21 protein-coding genes are annotated in these 17,050 nt (G+C 39.2%); all 21 read left to right on the forward strand.

All coding sequences use genetic code 11. The features are described from left to right. The first annotated feature begins 120 nt into the window (after positions 1-120). The 21 genes from infA (at position 121) to H7J92_RS03210 (ending at position 17,002) form a co-directional block, all read left to right on the forward strand. Positions 121-339 carry a translation initiation factor IF-1 gene (gene infA / locus H7J92_RS03110; RefSeq protein WP_040759924.1) on the forward strand — a complete coding sequence of 73 codons (219 nt, stop codon included), beginning with the start codon at positions 121-123 and terminating at the stop codon, positions 337-339. 39 nt (positions 340-378) lie between these two features. Then, a complete protein-coding gene (gene rpmJ / locus H7J92_RS03115; protein WP_076758849.1) occupies positions 379-492 on the forward strand; it encodes a 50S ribosomal protein L36 in 114 nt (37 codons plus the stop codon). A 24-nt stretch (positions 493-516) separates the two neighbouring features. Beyond that, positions 517-882 carry a 30S ribosomal protein S13 gene (rpsM, locus tag H7J92_RS03120; protein ID WP_009499032.1) on the forward strand — a complete coding sequence of 122 codons (366 nt, stop codon included), beginning with the start codon at positions 517-519 and terminating at the stop codon, positions 880-882. Positions 883-907: 25 nt separating this feature from the next. Then, complete coding sequence (rpsK, locus tag H7J92_RS03125) at positions 908-1,297, forward strand: 30S ribosomal protein S11 (RefSeq protein ID WP_009499031.1); 390 nt, start codon at positions 908-910, stop codon at positions 1,295-1,297. A gap of 124 nt (positions 1,298-1,421) precedes the next feature. Continuing rightward, on the forward strand, positions 1,422-2,366 hold the full coding sequence (locus H7J92_RS03130) for a DNA-directed RNA polymerase subunit alpha (protein ID WP_009499030.1): 945 nt from the start codon (positions 1,422-1,424) through the stop codon (positions 2,364-2,366). 31 nt (positions 2,367-2,397) lie between these two features. After that, positions 2,398-2,778: a 50S ribosomal protein L17 gene (gene rplQ, locus H7J92_RS03135; RefSeq protein ID WP_009499029.1), complete on the forward strand. Its 381-nt coding sequence runs from the start codon at positions 2,398-2,400 to the stop codon at positions 2,776-2,778. Between the two features lie 292 nt (positions 2,779-3,070). Next, positions 3,071-3,928, forward strand: coding sequence for an energy-coupling factor ABC transporter ATP-binding protein (locus H7J92_RS03140; RefSeq protein ID WP_009499028.1), 858 nt, complete (start codon positions 3,071-3,073; stop codon positions 3,926-3,928). Further along, complete coding sequence (locus tag H7J92_RS03145) at positions 3,904-4,779, forward strand: energy-coupling factor ABC transporter ATP-binding protein (protein WP_221835282.1); 876 nt, start codon at positions 3,904-3,906, stop codon at positions 4,777-4,779. The genes H7J92_RS03140 and H7J92_RS03145 overlap by 25 nt, the downstream gene beginning before the upstream one ends. Beyond that, positions 4,773-5,570, forward strand: coding sequence for an energy-coupling factor transporter transmembrane component T family protein (locus H7J92_RS03150; protein WP_221835284.1), 798 nt, complete (start codon positions 4,773-4,775; stop codon positions 5,568-5,570). The genes H7J92_RS03145 and H7J92_RS03150 overlap by 7 nt, the downstream gene beginning before the upstream one ends. 5 nt (positions 5,571-5,575) lie before the next feature. Continuing rightward, a complete protein-coding gene (gene truA / locus H7J92_RS03155) occupies positions 5,576-6,313 on the forward strand; it encodes a tRNA pseudouridine(38-40) synthase TruA (protein ID WP_221835285.1) in 738 nt (245 codons plus the stop codon). Positions 6,314-6,486: 173 nt separating this feature from the next. Beyond that, on the forward strand, positions 6,487-6,924 hold the full coding sequence (rplM, locus tag H7J92_RS03160; protein ID WP_009499024.1) for a 50S ribosomal protein L13: 438 nt from the start codon (positions 6,487-6,489) through the stop codon (positions 6,922-6,924). 19 nt (positions 6,925-6,943) lie between these two features. Beyond that, a complete protein-coding gene (gene rpsI / locus H7J92_RS03165) occupies positions 6,944-7,336 on the forward strand; it encodes a 30S ribosomal protein S9 (RefSeq protein WP_009499023.1) in 393 nt (130 codons plus the stop codon). Positions 7,337-7,631: 295 nt separating this feature from the next. Then, positions 7,632-8,423, forward strand: a complete 792-nt coding sequence (locus H7J92_RS03170; RefSeq protein WP_221835293.1) for an isochorismatase family protein — start codon at positions 7,632-7,634, stop codon at positions 8,421-8,423. Between the two features lie 408 nt (positions 8,424-8,831). After that, the gene (locus H7J92_RS03175; RefSeq protein ID WP_221835296.1) at positions 8,832-9,896 is read left to right on the forward strand and encodes a TRAP transporter substrate-binding protein; all 1,065 of its coding nucleotides are present in this window, start codon (positions 8,832-8,834) and stop codon (positions 9,894-9,896) included. A 32-nt stretch (positions 9,897-9,928) separates the two neighbouring features. Then, complete coding sequence (locus tag H7J92_RS03180; RefSeq protein ID WP_221835298.1) at positions 9,929-10,432, forward strand: TRAP transporter small permease subunit; 504 nt, start codon at positions 9,929-9,931, stop codon at positions 10,430-10,432. Then, complete coding sequence (locus tag H7J92_RS03185; RefSeq protein WP_221835300.1) at positions 10,422-11,729, forward strand: TRAP transporter large permease; 1,308 nt, start codon at positions 10,422-10,424, stop codon at positions 11,727-11,729. Before H7J92_RS03180 ends, H7J92_RS03185 begins: the two co-directional genes overlap by 11 nt. A gap of 430 nt (positions 11,730-12,159) precedes the next feature. Beyond that, positions 12,160-13,389: an FAD-dependent monooxygenase gene (locus tag H7J92_RS03190; RefSeq protein ID WP_221835303.1), complete on the forward strand. Its 1,230-nt coding sequence runs from the start codon at positions 12,160-12,162 to the stop codon at positions 13,387-13,389. Between the two features lie 85 nt (positions 13,390-13,474). Continuing rightward, positions 13,475-14,524, forward strand: a complete 1,050-nt coding sequence (locus tag H7J92_RS03195; protein WP_221835304.1) for a 2,5-dihydroxypyridine 5,6-dioxygenase NicX family protein — start codon at positions 13,475-13,477, stop codon at positions 14,522-14,524. 125 nt (positions 14,525-14,649) lie between these two features. Then, positions 14,650-15,417, forward strand: coding sequence for a maleate cis-trans isomerase family protein (locus H7J92_RS03200; protein ID WP_281422252.1), 768 nt, complete (start codon positions 14,650-14,652; stop codon positions 15,415-15,417). Positions 15,418-15,470: 53 nt separating this feature from the next. Beyond that, positions 15,471-16,118 (forward strand): isochorismatase family protein, encoded by a 648-nt coding sequence (locus H7J92_RS03205; RefSeq protein ID WP_221835306.1) that lies wholly within the window; start codon positions 15,471-15,473, stop codon positions 16,116-16,118. Between the two features lie 20 nt (positions 16,119-16,138). Continuing rightward, positions 16,139-17,002: an alpha/beta fold hydrolase gene (locus tag H7J92_RS03210; RefSeq protein ID WP_221835307.1), complete on the forward strand. Its 864-nt coding sequence runs from the start codon at positions 16,139-16,141 to the stop codon at positions 17,000-17,002. Positions 17,003-17,050 lie beyond the last annotated feature (48 nt).

Genomic DNA, 17,050 nt, shown 5'->3' on the forward strand with positions numbered 1-17,050 from the left:
CAGACGTCTTTCGAACATCACTCATGCAAACTGGACATATGTTGAAGGAAGCTTTTTGAAGGCGACTGATGCCGCTCGATGGTGAAAGCCTTTATTGGATATAGAAGGGAGACAGGATTGATGGCGAAGGACGACGTAATTGAGGTAGAAGGAACTGTTCTTGAAACGTTGCCAAATGCGATGTTTAAAGTGGAGTTGGAAAACGGACATACGGTGCTAGCACACGTATCAGGTAAAATTCGTATGCACTTTATTCGTATTCTGCCTGGCGACAAAGTGACAATGGAACTTTCGCCTTATGATTTGACACGTGGTCGTATCACATACCGTTTTAAATAAAACTTTTGCACTCCGGAATATTGAAGGAGGTTGGGTAGGATGAAAGTAAGACCATCTGTAAAACCGATCTGCGAAAAATGTAAAGTTATTCGTAGACGCGGCCGAGTAATGGTAATCTGTGAAAATCCAAAACACAAACAAAGACAAGGTTAAAACACAAGGAGGTGCACAACTTATATGGCACGTATTGCTGGTGTAGACGTTCCGCGCGATAAGCGCGTTGTCATTTCATTGACATATATTTTTGGAATCGGTAAAACAACTGCGAAAAATATTTTGAATGCAACTAACATATCTGAAGAGACACGAGTTCGTGATCTAACGGATGCAGAGCTTGACAAAATTCGTGAGGAAATTGACAGCTTGAAAGTAGAAGGGGATCTACGTCGTGAAACTTCTCTTAACATCAAGCGTTTGATGGAAATCGGTAGTAACCGTGGAATCCGTCACCGTCGTGGATTGCCTGTTCGTGGACAAAACACGAAAAACAATGCACGTACTCGTAAAGGTCCAAAACGTACAATCGCAAACAAGAAAAAATAATAGGTAAAGGAGGGCTCTTTCCAACATGGCACGTAAACAACAAACTCGTAAACGTCGTGTGAAAAAGAATATTGAAACTGGTATTGCACATATCCGTTCGACGTTCAATAATACTATCGTTACTATTACAGATAGCCACGGTAATGCACTTTCATGGTCTAGTGCTGGTGCACTTGGCTTCAGAGGTTCTCGTAAATCCACTCCATTTGCTGCACAAATGGCTGCTGAAACTGCAGCGAAAACAGCAATGGAACATGGTTTAAAATCATTGGAAGTAACAGTTAAAGGACCAGGTGCTGGTCGTGAAGCGGCTATCCGTTCACTACAAGCTGCAGGTCTTGAAGTTACTGCGATCAGAGACGTAACTCCGGTTCCGCACAATGGTTGCCGCCCGCCAAAACGTCGTCGCGTATAATCGGTTTGAATCTATTGGATTAAGAAAGACAATTTTTGTTAATACTGTTGAAATAGGATACCTATTATCAGTGAATTCAATATGGTTAAACCAATACAGAAGACGTTTTGAGGAGGGTAAATAAATGATCGAGATTGAGAAACCAAAGATTGAAACAGTTACGATCGGTGAAGATTCACAGTTTGGTAAGTTTATTATCGAACCGCTGGAGCGTGGATACGGAAACACCCTAGGGAATTCCTTGCGTCGCATACTCTTGTCTTCATTACCAGGAGCGGCTGTGACATCTATTCAAATCGATGGAGTGCTTCATGAATTCTCAACAATTGAAGGTGTCGTTGAAGACGTATCGACAGTTATTTTGAACGTGAAGAAGCTCGCTCTCAAGATTTACTCAGATGATGAGAAAGTTATTGAGATCGATGTGAAAGGTGAAGGCGTCGTGACGGCTGCGGATATCACACATGATAGTGATGTCGAAGTATTGAATCCAGATCTCCCGATTGCTACTCTCGGTAAAAATGGACATTTACGTATGCGTATGTATGCTGTACGTGGACGTGGATATGTTCCTTCCGATCAAAACAAACGTGAGGATCTAGCGATTGGTGTAATTCCGATCGACTCAATTTACACTCCAGTATCACGTGTTAATTTTCAAGTAGAGAACACTCGCGTCGGTCAAAGTACCAACTTTGATAAGTTGACACTCGATGTGTGGACAGATGGCAGCATCGGCCCTAAAGAAGCTGTTTCACTTGGAGCTAAAATTTTAACGGAACACTTAAATATATTCGTTGGTATGACCGACGAAGCACAAACTGCAGAAATCATGGTAGAGAAAGAAGAAGACCAAAAAGAGAAGGTTCTTGAGATGACGATTGAAGAACTTGACCTTTCTGTCCGATCTTATAACTGCTTGAAGCGTGCAGGCATCAATACCGTTTTGGAACTTGCGAACAAGTCCGAAGACGAAATGATGAAAGTGCGAAACCTAGGCCGCAAATCACTTGAAGAAGTGAAGGCTAAATTGGATGAGCTAAACCTTGAGTTACGCTCTGAAGAATAACTGACATATACTTGAAGGAGGGAAACTTCAAATGGGATACAGAAAACTTGGACGCACAAGTTCACAACGTAAAGCAATGCTACGCGACCTTACGACAGATTTAATCGTCCATGAGCGCATCCAAACAACTGAAGCGCGTGCGAAAGAATTGCGTTCAGTAGTAGAAAAGATGATTACTCTTGGTAAACGTGGAGATCTACATGCACGTCGTCAAGCTGCTGAATATATTCGTCGTGAAACGGTGACTGTTGAAAATGAAGAGGGCGAAGAAGCAACAGTGTTTGCACTTCAAAAACTCTTTGATACAGTGGCACCTCGTTATGCAGATCGCCAAGGCGGTTATACACGTATAATGAAAATGGGCCCTCGCCGCGGCGATGGTGCACCAGTAGTTATTATTGAATTGGTGTAATTCCATACACTTTGAGGGTGTGTCTGTCACGCACAGCCACACCCTTTTATCTTAATCTGGATTAAGCTTTTGGCTGATATTACAGATTGGAACACATATTAGATTTATACGACTTAAAAGCTGAGTGTTATGATCAGCGAGCAATCGACTGGTCTAGCTCTACGTACCTCATCTGAGATGTCGGCATGAGCACCCGGCATTTACGTTATGAAAAGGCGCATTCCTTAGATGAGGTACGCGCTTTTTTTTTATACATAAGAATGGCATACACATAGCAAAAGGAGGAATCCGAATGAAGGAAATTGCATCGATGCATCATGTTACGTTTTCATATGACACGGAAGAGGAAGGGTCTTCGCTTATTTCAAATAAGGCGTTGGATGATGTGTCCTTCACTTTGTATGAAGGGCAGTGGCTGGCAATTGTAGGTCATAATGGTTCTGGTAAATCTACGTTGGCTAAACTGCTGATCGGTTTAATGTTTCCTTCGTCAGGTGAAGTAAACCTCTTTTTGGAGTCGCTATCTGAGGAGAATTTATGGGAAATGCGTTCAAAGATGGGGATTGTTTTTCAAAATCCCGATAACCAATTCGTTGGTTCAACAGTGCAGGATGATGTGGCGTTTGCCTTGGAAAACAACGGCGTACCTCACGAGATGATGGTGAAACGAGTGCATGAAGCGCTCGAGCAAGTGAAGATGACGGATTATGTCAATCATGAGCCACATCATCTATCTGGCGGGCAAAAGCAGCGTGTGGCCATTGCAGGCGCGTTGGCATTGCAGCCGGAGCTGTTGATTTTGGACGAGGCGACTTCCATGCTCGACCCTCAAGGTAGAGAAGAAGTTATTGAGATTGTAAAGAAACTACGCACGGAAATTGGTTTGACAGTTGTATCGATCACGCACGACTTAGAAGAAGTTTTGCTTGCGGATCGGGTTCTTGTGATGAATGAAGGGAAAGTACTCATGACAGGGACACCACATGAAATATTCCAGCAAGGGACTGAATTGGAGTCAATCGGGCTCGACTTGCCGTTTGCGCTGCGTGTTTCGGAACTATTAAGAGATACGGGTGTCGAGTTGCAGGGTAACCATATGACAGAAGAAGAGTTGGTGAATGAATTGTGGACATTTCACTTCAGCAAGTAGGTTATTTATATGCGAAGGATTCCCCATTTGAGAAGCGCGCATTGCAAAATGTTACAGCCGCTATTCCATCGGGATCTTATACTTCGATCATCGGGCATACAGGTTCGGGAAAATCGACACTTCTCCTTCATTTGAATGGCCTTCTAAAACCATCGGAAGGCGTCGTTAAAATTGGAGATACGATGATTACATCTCAAACAAAGGGAAAGCAACTAAAGGATATTCGTCATCGAGTCGGTATTGTATTCCAGTTTCCTGAGCATCAGTTGTTTGAAGAAACAGTTGAAAAAGATATTATGTTTGGACCACTCAATTTCGGTGTTCCTAAAGAAATTGCTCGTGATCGGGCGCATGAATTGGTGAAATTGTTGGGATTGCCTGAGGATGTCCTGCAGAAGTCTCCTTTTGAGCTGTCAGGCGGCCAAATGCGGCGTGTTGCGATTGCCGGGGTATTGGCATTCAAGCCATCGATACTCGTGCTAGATGAACCGACAGCAGGCTTAGACCCAAGGGGTCGTAAAGAAATCATGGAACTGTTTCATAGGTTGCATGAAACGGAAAATCTGACGACGATATTAGTGACGCATAGTATGGAAGACGCGGCACGCTATAGTGATCGGATTCTTGTCATGCATGAGGGTACATCGGTCATGGAAGGACCACCCGAAGAGATATTCGAGCAGGAGGAACAGCTACATTCATATAGGCTTGGTATTCCTCGTTCCGTTCATTTCCAGAGAAAAGTGGAAAATATGATTGGTCAACGCTTTGGACGTATAGCTTTGACGGAAGAGATGCTAGCGCAGGAGCTGTCTGTTGCTATCGAAAGGAAGGGAGAGCGGCCATGTTAGAAAAAATGATCATTGGCCGTTATATTCCAGGAAATTCGATCGTCCACCGAATGGACCCGCGTTCGAAACTGCTTTTTGTCTTTCTATTCATCATTGCTGTATTTCTTGCAAATAATGTTGCATCTTATGCAGTATTGCTTGGCTTTACAGTATTCGTTATAGCTTTAGCAAGGATACGTCCGTACTTTTTGGTCAATGGCTTAAAACCGGTCATCTTTTTGATTGCTTTCACGCTTTTACTGCATTTATTCTTTACACGCGAAGGCGCCATCCTATTTGAATGGAAGTTCATCAAAATTTATGAAGAAGGTTTGCGAATGGGGATTTTTATTTCTATCCGTTTTTTGGTGTTAGTTTTAATCACTACGATACTGACACTGACTACTTCTCCAATATCGATTACCGATGGATTGGAAACGCTACTGAATCCCTTCAAGAAGCTGAAGCTACCTGTGCATGAATTAGCTTTGATGATGTCAATCTCCTTGCGTTTCATTCCGACATTAATGGATGAGACAGATAAAATCTTAAAAGCCCAATTGGCAAGAGGGTCTGATTTGAGTACTGGCTCGATAAAAGAACGGGTGCAGGCAGTCATCCCATTGCTGGTACCATTGTTTGTCAGTGCGTTCAAACGTGCAGAGGATTTAGCGGTCGCTATGGAAGTGCGCGGTTATCGTGGAGGCGAAGGACGGACAAGATTTCGTCAGCTGTCCTGGCAAACGAGGGATACCGGTGTCCTGATTGCGTTTGTTATATTAGTGGCCGTGTTGGCTTGGGTAAGGAAGTGAATAGAATGAAACGGATGAAAGCAACGATTGCATATGACGGCACGAATTTTGCAGGCTATCAATCTCAGCCGAATATGCGAACAGTGCAATCCGAAATTGACAAAGCGTTAGTCAAGTTGCATAAAGATTCCTCGGTTTACTCTGTAGCAAGCGGACGAACTGATGCGGGCGTCCATGCGCTCGGGCAAGTCATTCATTTTGATACACCACTGGACTTAGCAGATCGTTGGAAGATGGCTCTAAATGTATTGTTGCCGAAAGATGTGCGGGTAGTTGAAGTAGAAGAAGTGGCTGTTGATTTTCACGCGCGTTATGGAGCGACAGGTAAGACCTATGTGTACAGATGGTCTTACAGTGAAGTGCAAAGCCCATTTGAACGGAATTTCGCAGTCCATTTAGGCAGATGGAATCCCAATGTAGAACGGATGCAAGAAGGAGCTCAGCATTTAATCGGGACTCACGATTTCACGAGCTTCTGTTCAGCGAAGACAGCTACAACAAACAAAGTCCGAACCATTCGGAAATTGTCGCTCGAGCGGCAAGGGGATCATCTTGTACTTGAAGTGGAAGGTGATGGGTTTCTTTACAATATGGTGCGTACAATTGCGGGTGTTTTGCTGGCGGTGGGCATTGGTTGGGACGAGCCTGAAGACGTCAGGAAAATACGTGACGCAAAAGATCGGAAAATGGCCGGAAAAACAGCGCCGGCACACGGTTTGTACCTTATGGAAGTGACCTATTGAGCTCATGGCAACTAATCCTGGCGTTTTCATAAAAACGCTTGACTTTAATTGGATTTCAGGTTAACATGATAAATGGTATTTCAATAACCCCACAATAAGCCCCGGAAAGTTTATTTGTGTTTAGGGATAGAGAAAACAACGGAACAGATTGATATTTTTAGGAGGATTACACTATGCGTACAACATTCATGGCTAAAGGTCACGAAGTAGAACGTAAATGGCTTGTTGTCGACGCTGAAGGACAAACGCTTGGACGTCTTGCTTCAGAAGTTGCATCACTTTTACGTGGTAAACATAAACCAACGTTCACACCACATGTTGATACAGGTGACCATGTCATCATCATCAATGCAGAGAAAATCGAATTAACAGGTAACAAATTGAAAGATAAAATTTACTACCGTCACTCAGGATATACAGGCAGCATCAAGCAGCGTACAGCTCTTGAAATGCGTACAAACTATCCTGTTAAAATGCTTGAACTTGCGATCAAAGGAATGCTTCCAAAAGGTCCTCTAGGTCGTCAAACAATCAAGAAACTACACGTATACGCTGGAGCAGAACATCAGCATGCAGCACAAAAACCAGAAGCATATGAGCTTCGCGGATAATTAAGAGGAGGAAACACACTTGGCACAAGTACAATATATCGGCACTGGCCGTCGTAAAAGTTCAGTAGCTCGTGTACGTCTAGTTCCCGGCGAAGGCAAAATCGTCGTTAACAATCGTGACGTAGAAGACTACGTACCATTCGAAACACTTCGTGAAATCATCAAACAACCATTAAATGTAACTGAAACACTTGGAAGCTACGATATCCATGTGAACGTTCACGGTGGTGGCTACACAGGTCAAGCAGGCGCAATCCGTCACGGCGTTGCACGTGCATTGCTTACTGTAGACCCTGATTTCCGTCCAGCACTTAAATCTGCAGGACTTCTAACGCGTGACCCACGTATGAAAGAACGTAAAAAATACGGTCTTCGTGGCGCTCGTCGTGCACCTCAGTTCTCAAAACGTTAATATTATATCAACTTAACTTCCAAAGGCTATCTCATCTTAACGAGATAGCCTTTTTGTTGAGTTTAGTTACGGATAATTTAATAAGTGTGTGTTATGATGGAAATTAACTTACCATTTTAGCTTTACCCTACACTATAAATGACTCCTTTTAATTTGACGAGAATAAAAATATTTCCTAAAAACTTTATAACTGTATTACTTAGTTATGAAGTCCCTTAGTGGTTAATTTCATAAATGATTTTTGAAAATCCAATTATTTTACTATACTACAAAATAATAGTTAGCAGGTGATACATTGTTCTACGATAAGCTCCTAACCATATCAGAAGCAGCAAAAATTTTAGGAATATCAACAAGTACATTAAGAAGGCTTGAGAAAGAAAATGGTGTTGTCGAAGGTTATGGACTTAAAGTAATTTATACTCCTGGGGGACAGAGAAGATACTTACTGGACGAAATTCAACAACTTTATACCAGCCAAGGATTTTCTGGAAAAGTAGGCTTCGGTATAAAGCCGGCTTTATTGGTTAGAGATTTCACAACTGCCTTCTTTGAGCCACACTCACTATTTTCAATTTCGGTAAATGATCAGGTTTCTTCAACAATAGAATTAATAGAAGCTGCGAAAGAAAGTAATATTCCTGTGATTTTTAGTAAAACCGTCTATAAGCCCGAGGAGGAAATATCAAAGTTATGGGGCAGTAAGTTTCCTTCGTTGGAAATATTGAAAGTAGAAAGCCCATGGGTAATACCCCTTCCTGAAATAAGCAAATACAATTTTGATATGATAAATGAAACGCCGTATATAACAGACTTTCACAACTCTTCACTTAACAGCTTTTTGAAGGATAGGGAAATTGATACGATTGTTTTGGCGGGAGTTACGACCAGTGGTAGTGTAAGAGCAAATGCTGTGGAAGGTCTTCAACAGGGATATAAAATGATAGTGGCCAAGGAAGCGGTAGGAGACAGGAATAAATCAATTCACACATCTGCTTTAATTGACTTAAATGCCAGATATGCTGACGTAAAAAATGTAAAAGATATACTAACTTATTATAAGTCTATTAACACTAAACAATATTAAATAAGGATCAGTCTACGGAATTATTGTCCATATTTCCAAGACGGGTCCTTTTTCTATGTTTAGTTTGCTATGCATTTATGCATTGAGGTCGAAAGATGCGAAAGCCAATTTACCGTGTTAAATTTTTAATTATATTAGGAGTGATATTTCCAGAAGAAAAATGTTATCTGAAAGTTTTAAAAATTTATATTGACAGTAATATGAAAACTCATTAAACTAATAGATAAGAAGTTTTGTCAACTTTGGTAAGTTTGTATAACTTTGATTGGTTTATTATAATCCGTTTAAGCGCTTACATTTCAGGATAAGAAAGGAGAGAAATTCTATACTACTATATTTAACCGTATTTGTATAACCGTATAATTATTGTAACCTTGTAAACAAATTTTAAGAAAAGGGGAGATTTTTATGAAAAATGGTCTGAAGTACTTGGTAAATGGATTAGCAATTAGTTCGCTACTTTTGTTAGGTGCATGTAGTGAAGGAGGTGGCGGAAATACAGGAAAAGCAGCTACTAAAGATGAGAACAAAAAAGTAAACTTATCTGTTTCTACCTATCTTTCTGCGGGGCACGGACAGGTGACAGATGTTTTAGAACCGTTTTTTAATGATGTTGAAAAAGAAACAGAAGGTAGAGTGACAGCTGAATATTACCCATCAAATGCGCTGGGTGCAGCAGATGCTCAGTATGATATGGCCGTAACTGGAGTGGCAGACTTTGTTCTTAGTAACCATGGGTATTCACCAGGGAAATTTCCATTAATGGGTATTGGAGACTTGCCATTTATGGGTAATTCTGCTGAAGATGCATCAACAGTTTTATGGAAGTTACAAGATCAGTTTCCTGAAATAGCAGAGGAACATGATGAAACAAAGATTGGTTGGATTTTTAAAACAGATACTTATCAGATCTTCACTTCTGACAAGCCCATTAGAACTCCAGAAGATCTAAAAGGACTGAGAATTAGAACGCCATCTCCGGCAGGCAATAGATTATTGGAGTTGGTAGGGGCCACGCCTGTTAATATGCCAATGGGAGATGTATATGAAGGTATGCAACGTGGAGTTATTGACGGTGCCCTAGCACCAGCATCAGTGATTGAGAATTTCCAATTATCTGATGTGACGAATTACATTACAAAAGGAGATTTTTGGACACAAAGTTTTTATGCAGTATTTAACCCTACAACTTGGAATGATATTTCTACACAAGATCAAGAGAAAATTGAAAGTATGATTGGTGAACAAATGGCCATCAAAGCTGGACAAGTCTATGATGCTGATGGACAAGTTGGTTGGAAACGAGCTAAAGAAGATGGTGTAGAGATTATTGAGTTAAGTGCTGAGGAAATGGATGAATGGAAAGTTGCTCTAGAACCGATGGTCCAGGAGTGGATTGATGCTAACAAAAGTAAAGGACTTCCAGCTGAAGAAATTTACGAAACAGCAGTGAAACTACTTAGTGAGCAATAAGCTGCAAAAAAAAATGAAAGGAGTGATTACACTTGATAAGTATAATCACCCGCTTAGAGAGAATTATTGAATCGATCAATAAACTTGCATTCTATATAGCTTGCTTCTTAGTTTTCTGTTTAATGTTTTTGACTTTTAGTGATGTAACAGGTCGATATTTAATTCGACCTGTTACAGGTACATATGAGCTGACAGGTATATTTTTGTCACTCATAGTATTTTTAAGTTTGGGATATACTCAAATCAAAAAAGGTCATATTTCAATAGGTATTCTTGTTGAAAAATTTCCCCCAAGAATTCAGGCGATTATTGATGTAGTCACCTATATTGTAGTTTTGTTCACACTTATTTTAATGACACAACAAACATTTATTTACGCACAGAGAAGTATTAATAATGTAACAGGAGAACTAGGTATTCCCGTATATCTCTTTATCATTATTGGAGGCATTGGCATACTTCTATTTGCCTTGGCCATATTAATAGATCTAATTAAAGCGATACAAAAGGTGGTGAGTAATAATTATGACATCTGAAATGATTGGACTAATAGGAATTATTCTACTATTTGTGCTTCTCTTGCTAAGAGTACCTGTTGGGATGTCTCTATTATTAGTGGGATTTTTGGGATATATCGGCATTTCAAATATTGGTGTTGCAAATGCTCAACTTGGGATAAGTGGATTTGGAACAGCTAGCAGTCATAGTTTAAGTGTCATGCCAATGTTTATCTTAATGGGATTATTTTTATCTTTTAGCGGGTTAGCTACAGATCTATTTAAAGCAGTTGATAGTTGGGTCGGACACTTTAGAGGTGGATTAGGAATGGCCACAATTGGTGCAGCGGCTATATTTTCTTCTATATCTGGGTCCTCAAGTGCTACGACAGCAACATTAGCTCGTGTTGCAATTCCTGAGATGAACCAGTATAACTATCATCCCAGGCTGTCTTCGGCCACTGTGGCAGCAGGGGGAACACTAGGTTTTCTAATTCCACCCAGTGTTATCCTAATCCTTTATGGAGTATTAACGCATGAGCCGATCGGTCCACTATTAATTGCTGGATTAGTTCCTGGAATCTTGATGGCTTTAATGTTTATGCTGACAATTTATATTCAGATTCGACGAAACCCTTCTTTAGCTCCTGTTAATACCGAGGCTTTGCCATTTATAGATAGAATAAAGGCATTAAAAACGGTATGGCCTTTCATCCTAATCTTCTTACTCAGTATAGGTGGAATTTATCTAGGTTTCTTTACCCCAACTGAAGCAGGCGGTGTTGGGGCATTCGGGGCACTGCTGATTTCTGTTTTTACAAAAAGATTGAATTGGAAAAGTTTTATTGAGTCTTTAGAAGAATGTGTCCGTTTAACAGCGATGATATTTCTAATACTTATAGGTGCAAATTTATTTGCTCAATTTCTAGCTAAGTCTAGGATTCCGTCTACAATTACTCAATTTGTTGGCTCTTTAGATGTATCATCATATTTGATCCTGCTTGGAATTCTATTTGTGTTATTTATTTTAGGATTATTCATGGAAGGAATAGCTATATTGGTACTAACACTGCCAATTATCTATCCTTTAATCATGGAACTTGGTTTTAATGGTGTCTGGTTTGGCATCATTATGGTAATGGTTATCAATATGGGATTAATTACACCACCATTAGGAATAAGTGTTTTTATTATAAATGGAGTAGATAAGACCATACCGATACCTACCATTTTTAAAGGTGTTATTCCGATATTGGTTACTATGATTGTTTTTACCTTCGTAGTTATTATATTCCCAAATGTAGTACTATTTTTACCTGATCTGATGGGTAAATAACCTTCAGAACAAACAACTGACAAACAGCCTGCCCTTAGGACAGGCTGTTTGAAATTTATAGGTAACGTCTCTCAAATGAAAAAATGCTAGAAAAATGAAAGCTGCTTTTTAACAGTTGAAACTTGGTTAAATCGATAGAAAAATAATTCATTTGCTGCCTGTCATGGTATTCAAACATATATAGCTTCATTAATAAGAGCATGTTGAATACTAAAAATAGAAAGGTTTAAATAAAAATTTATATTTAATTGACTAACTATTTCAATACTTTAGAAAAAAATGATTGACGTTGCCATTTTCAGCGTTTATAATAAAGTTATTGGTAAGTTTGAAAGGTTTGGTTAAGTATGATAGATACTTAAAAATTAATCTCGACTTTTTTATTGTAGGTATTTTTTAGCTTTTTAGCAGAAATAAGGAGATGAAAGAGATGAAAGAAAAAAGTGTTATAGGTATTATTGGTGCAGGTATTGGCGGAGTTGCATTAGCAAGATCTTTAGAACAACGGGGCATTCCCTATCACTTATTCGAACAGGCGCCAGCTTTTGGTGAGGTAGGGGCAGGGATCCAAATGACTCCAAATGCTGTAAAGGTTTTAAATGCTTTGGGTTTGGCAGATGAAATTGATAGCGTAGGCTTTCTTCCTGAGTCAATGGATGGTCACAGTTGGGATACAGGAAAGGAATTGTTTAGTACCCCCATAAAAAAAGAATTCAAAAGAATATTTGGGGCTGAATATTACCATTTACATCGGGCGGACTTGCATGAGATTTTAACAAAGGACATTCCAAAAGAAAAAATCACATTTAATATTAAATGTCAGGATGTCAAACAATCTGGTGATAAAGCAATCGCTTATTTTGATAACGGAGAAAGCTTTGAAGCCGATCTAATTGTTGGTGCAGATGGTATTCGATCAGTTGTCAGGGAGGCATTATGGGGTAAAGATGATCCGAAATTCACAGGGGATATGTGTTGGCGTGCATTAGTTCCTGTTGAGGAATATCCATTATCATTTGTTAAGCCGGCTGCATCTTTCTGGTTCGGACCACAAGCTCACGTAGTTACCTACTATGTAAAAGGTGGTAATGCAGTAAATATTGTTGCTATTAAAGAGACAGATGGCTGGGTAAAAGAATCATGGACAGAACCAAGTTCTACTAGTGAATTACTTGAGGCGTATGAAGGATGGAATTCTGACTTGGTCAATCTGTTTAAAAAGACTGATAATCTGCAAGTTTTTAAATGGGGATTATTTGACCGAGATCCTATGGACCAGTGGTCAAAAGAAAACATAACGCTTCTTGGAGATTCAGCACATCCAATGCTGCCATATCTATCTCAAGGCGCAGCAATGGCAATTGAGGATGCATTTGTTCTTGCCGAGGCTTTAGAGTATTACGAGGGAGAAATCAATTCAGCCTTACAGGCATACGAAGAAGAGAGGCGCCCAAGAACAAGAAGGGTTCAATTGGAATCTCGTGAAAGAGGTCGTACTTATCATTTGGAATCCTCTGAAGAGCAACAAAAACGAGATCAGGAGATTCAGGAAAGACAAAAAGAAAATCCAAATGCGGTAGGGATTAATTCAGAATGGGTCTATGAATATGATGCGACAAAATGTCGCGAGCGATTCGATAAGTCAAAAGCATCAGTGTAAATCTTGTATTAAATATTGATAAGAATAAGCGTTACTAAAATTAAGGTATAGATTAAAAAAATCATATATAAAGAGGTGCTTTTATATGACAGTTGAAATGGATGAAATGGTAGATTTATTTAAAAAGGAACTCGAACTATGTATGTTAAAGCCTACAGAGACTATGGCTGTATTAACCTCAGGTGATGTTCGTGCAGATTATGCAAAAGCCTTTCTAACCGCTGCAAATGAAATTGGTGCAAACTCATTTGAATTAAAGTTACCTCCGGTTAAGGATGGTATATCGGGTTCATTTGGTGTAACACCTTTGACAGATAATCGAGTAGCGGTAGAAGTGTTAAAAAAGGCAGACCTTGTAATTGACTTAGTTCTTCTTTTGTTTTCAAAAGAGCAATTAGAGTTACAAGAATCTGGAGTTAGAATTTTAATGGTAGTTGAGCCTTTCCATGTGATAAAAAGAATGTTCCCTAAAGAGAGTGATAAAGAGAGAGTACTTCATGCAACGGAATTATTGAAAGAGGCAAAAGAATTACGTTTTACAAGTAAGGCGGGAACAGATGTCACATATCAATTAGGCCAATACCCAATTCTCACAGAATATGCATACGCTGATGAGCCTGGAAGATGGGACCACTTACCGAGTTGTTTTGCAGCTGCAACATCAAATGATAGAGGTGTGAACGGCACTGTAGTATTAGATAAGGGAGATATTTTTTTCCCTTTCAATCGTTACTTTCAAGAACCGGTCACTTTAACTATTAAGGATGGCTATGTTATTAATATTGAAGGTGGATTTGATGCCATGCTCATGAAGGATTATATGGAAAGTTTTGAAGACCCTAGGGCATACGCTGTATCTCATATTGGTTGGGGATTGAATGAAAGAGCTAAATGGCATAGTTTGGCATTAGATGACCAAGTTTTTGGAATGGATGGAAGAGCCTTTTATGGAAATGTTCTATTTTCATTAGGACCGAACTCCGAGTTAGGAGGAGATAATGACACTGAGTGTCACTTAGACCTACCTATGTCAAACTGCACTCTTTATCTAGATGGTAAATTAATTGTTAAAGATGGAGATATCGTTATCGATGAGATGAAGCCTGTTGAAGAAAAAGTTACATCTTTAACATAACAATAAAAATCCTTGAGAAATATCCAATATAGGCTTCCATAAGTGAGCGAGATGGCTTTTGGAAGCCTTTAAAATGAATTAATATACAGCTAAAACTGAATTGTAAACATAACAGGAGGATAAATATGGATAATAATTATAGAGTTGGTTTAATAGTTCCAAGTTCGAATACTACAATGGAAACTGAAATACCTGCGATGCTGCAAGAAAGAATGAAAGTTAAACCTGAGACGTTTACATTTCATTCAGCACGTATGCGTATGAAAAATGTTACTCCAGAAGAGTTGAAAAAAATGGATATTGATAGTGATCGTTGCGCTTTGGAATTATCTGATGCAAAATGCGATGTTCTTGCCTACGCATGCCTCGTAGCAATTATGTGCCAGGGCGCGGGCTATCATAATGTCTCGGAGAAACGACTGGGCAATGCTGTTGAAGAAAATGGTGGAAAAGCGCCAATTGTTAGCAGTGCTGGTGCTTTAATTGAGGGTATAGAACTAATTGGAGCAAAAAAGGTGGCGATTATTACTCCGTACATGAGAAGTCTTACAGATCAAGTAATTGAATATTTGAACGGGAGCGGTATTGAAGTTGTTGATTCTATTAGTTTGGAGGTAGCTGACAACTTAGAGGTTGGCAGGTTAGATCCTAAAAACCTTATTAAGCATGCCGAGAAGCTGAATATAGAGGAAGCAGATGCAATTGTTTTATCAGCTTGTGTACAAATGCCTTCACTTCCATCGATACAAGAAGTGGAAAATCGTTTAGGGCTTCCTGTATTATCTGCAGCTACCTCAACGGTATATAAAATCTTGACTGAATTGAATTTAGACCCCATTGTACCAAATGCAGGTAAACTACTTTCAGGAGACATTACGATAGCTGTGAATTAAAAGCTAACTGAAAGTAGTGAAATTACTTTTAGAGTTAAAAGGAGACGAAGACTATGTTGAATTCACACGGAGATGATGAAAACATTTTTGAAGTAAGAGGTTTTGGTAAATCGTTGGGTATTGGTAAACAGGCAGCATTGGTAGTAGTCGACTTAATTTTAGGTTTTACAAGTCCAGATATGCCGATGGGATCGGACTTAACTCAACAGATTGAAAAGACTAATAAACTAATCAAGGTTTCAAGAGAAAATAATATCCCCATCTACTTTACAACTATTTCTTATGATGAGGAAGATGTAAATGATGCTGGAATATGGTCGAAAAAGATAGAAGGATTAACAACCTTATTAGCGGGAACAGACGCTGTCAAAGTAGATCCTTCTTTAGATCTTCGTAAGGGAGACGGTTTAATCGTTAAGAAATATGCCTCTTCTTTCTTTGGTACAGACCTAGTCTCCCGATTAATTAAAAACAGAGTTGATACTATTATTATCACAGGCGCTACCACGAGTGGTTGTATCAGAGCTACAGCAGTAGACGCAATACAGTATGGCTTTACTCCTATTGTTGCAGAGGATGCAGTTGGAGATAGGGAGCAAAAAACTCATGAACAGTCTTTAATCGACATGCAACAAAAATATGCAGATGTTAAAAAAACAGAAGAAATTATTTTCCAACTAACAGCAGCCAAAGTAGTGTAAATAAGGAGGGCTAACTAACGATGAATATTTTCTTGGAGAGTCCCGAATTTGAAGATATATATATCAAGGGAATGAATATTGATTTACACCTGATCACAAAAGGAGATAAGAATGGTATACCGTTAATATTTATACCTGGTATCACCAGTTACTCGTATTCCTTTGCAGAATTGTTACGTAAGATCCCACACGAATTTTATTGTTTATCTTTAGATGTTCGGGGACGAGGACAATCTTCATGGCCGGAAAAAGGTTATAAATTACACAATTACGTAGATGACTTATTAAATGTAATAAATTATATTATAGGAAATCAGCATAATCCTATTATTATCGGACATTCTATGGGAGCTAGAATAGGAGTTGCTTTCGCCAGCCAATATTCTAATTTAATTTCTGGAATGGTATTAATTGATCCACCTATAAACGGGCCTGGGCAGAGAGATGTATATCCCAACCCGCTAGATGAAATGTTTCTAAAACAAAAGTCTGCTGTGGATGAAGGGAAAATGGATTTATTCAGAAAGCTTATGCCTGAAGGATGGACTGAACGACAAATTCTCCAGAGAGCAAATGAATATCGCAATAATTCAAGGAATGCAATCATTGAATCTTATCAATCTCTGCTTTACGAACCCTTTCATGCACAATTGAAAAATGTGAACGTACCAATGTTATTATTAGCAGCAGAATTAGGCGACACCATTCGAGAGAACGAATTAGAATTAATTAAAGACTTAAATCCTTTATTGAAGGCCGAGCGAATAAAGGACGTTGGCCACATGATTTATAAAGATAATCCTGATATAGTGGCACACAGAATAGTGGGATTTGCAAATACTATTAAATGGAGTTCAGAAAGACACGAGATAAATAACAATTGAATGATTAAATGCTATTACTTGATAGGAGAAAGACGAAACAAATAATCT

Origin of the sequence: Sporosarcina aquimarina (assembly GCF_019748715.1) — a bacterium.
Classification (GTDB): Bacteria; Bacillota; Bacilli; order Bacillales_A; family Planococcaceae; genus Sporosarcina; species Sporosarcina newyorkensis.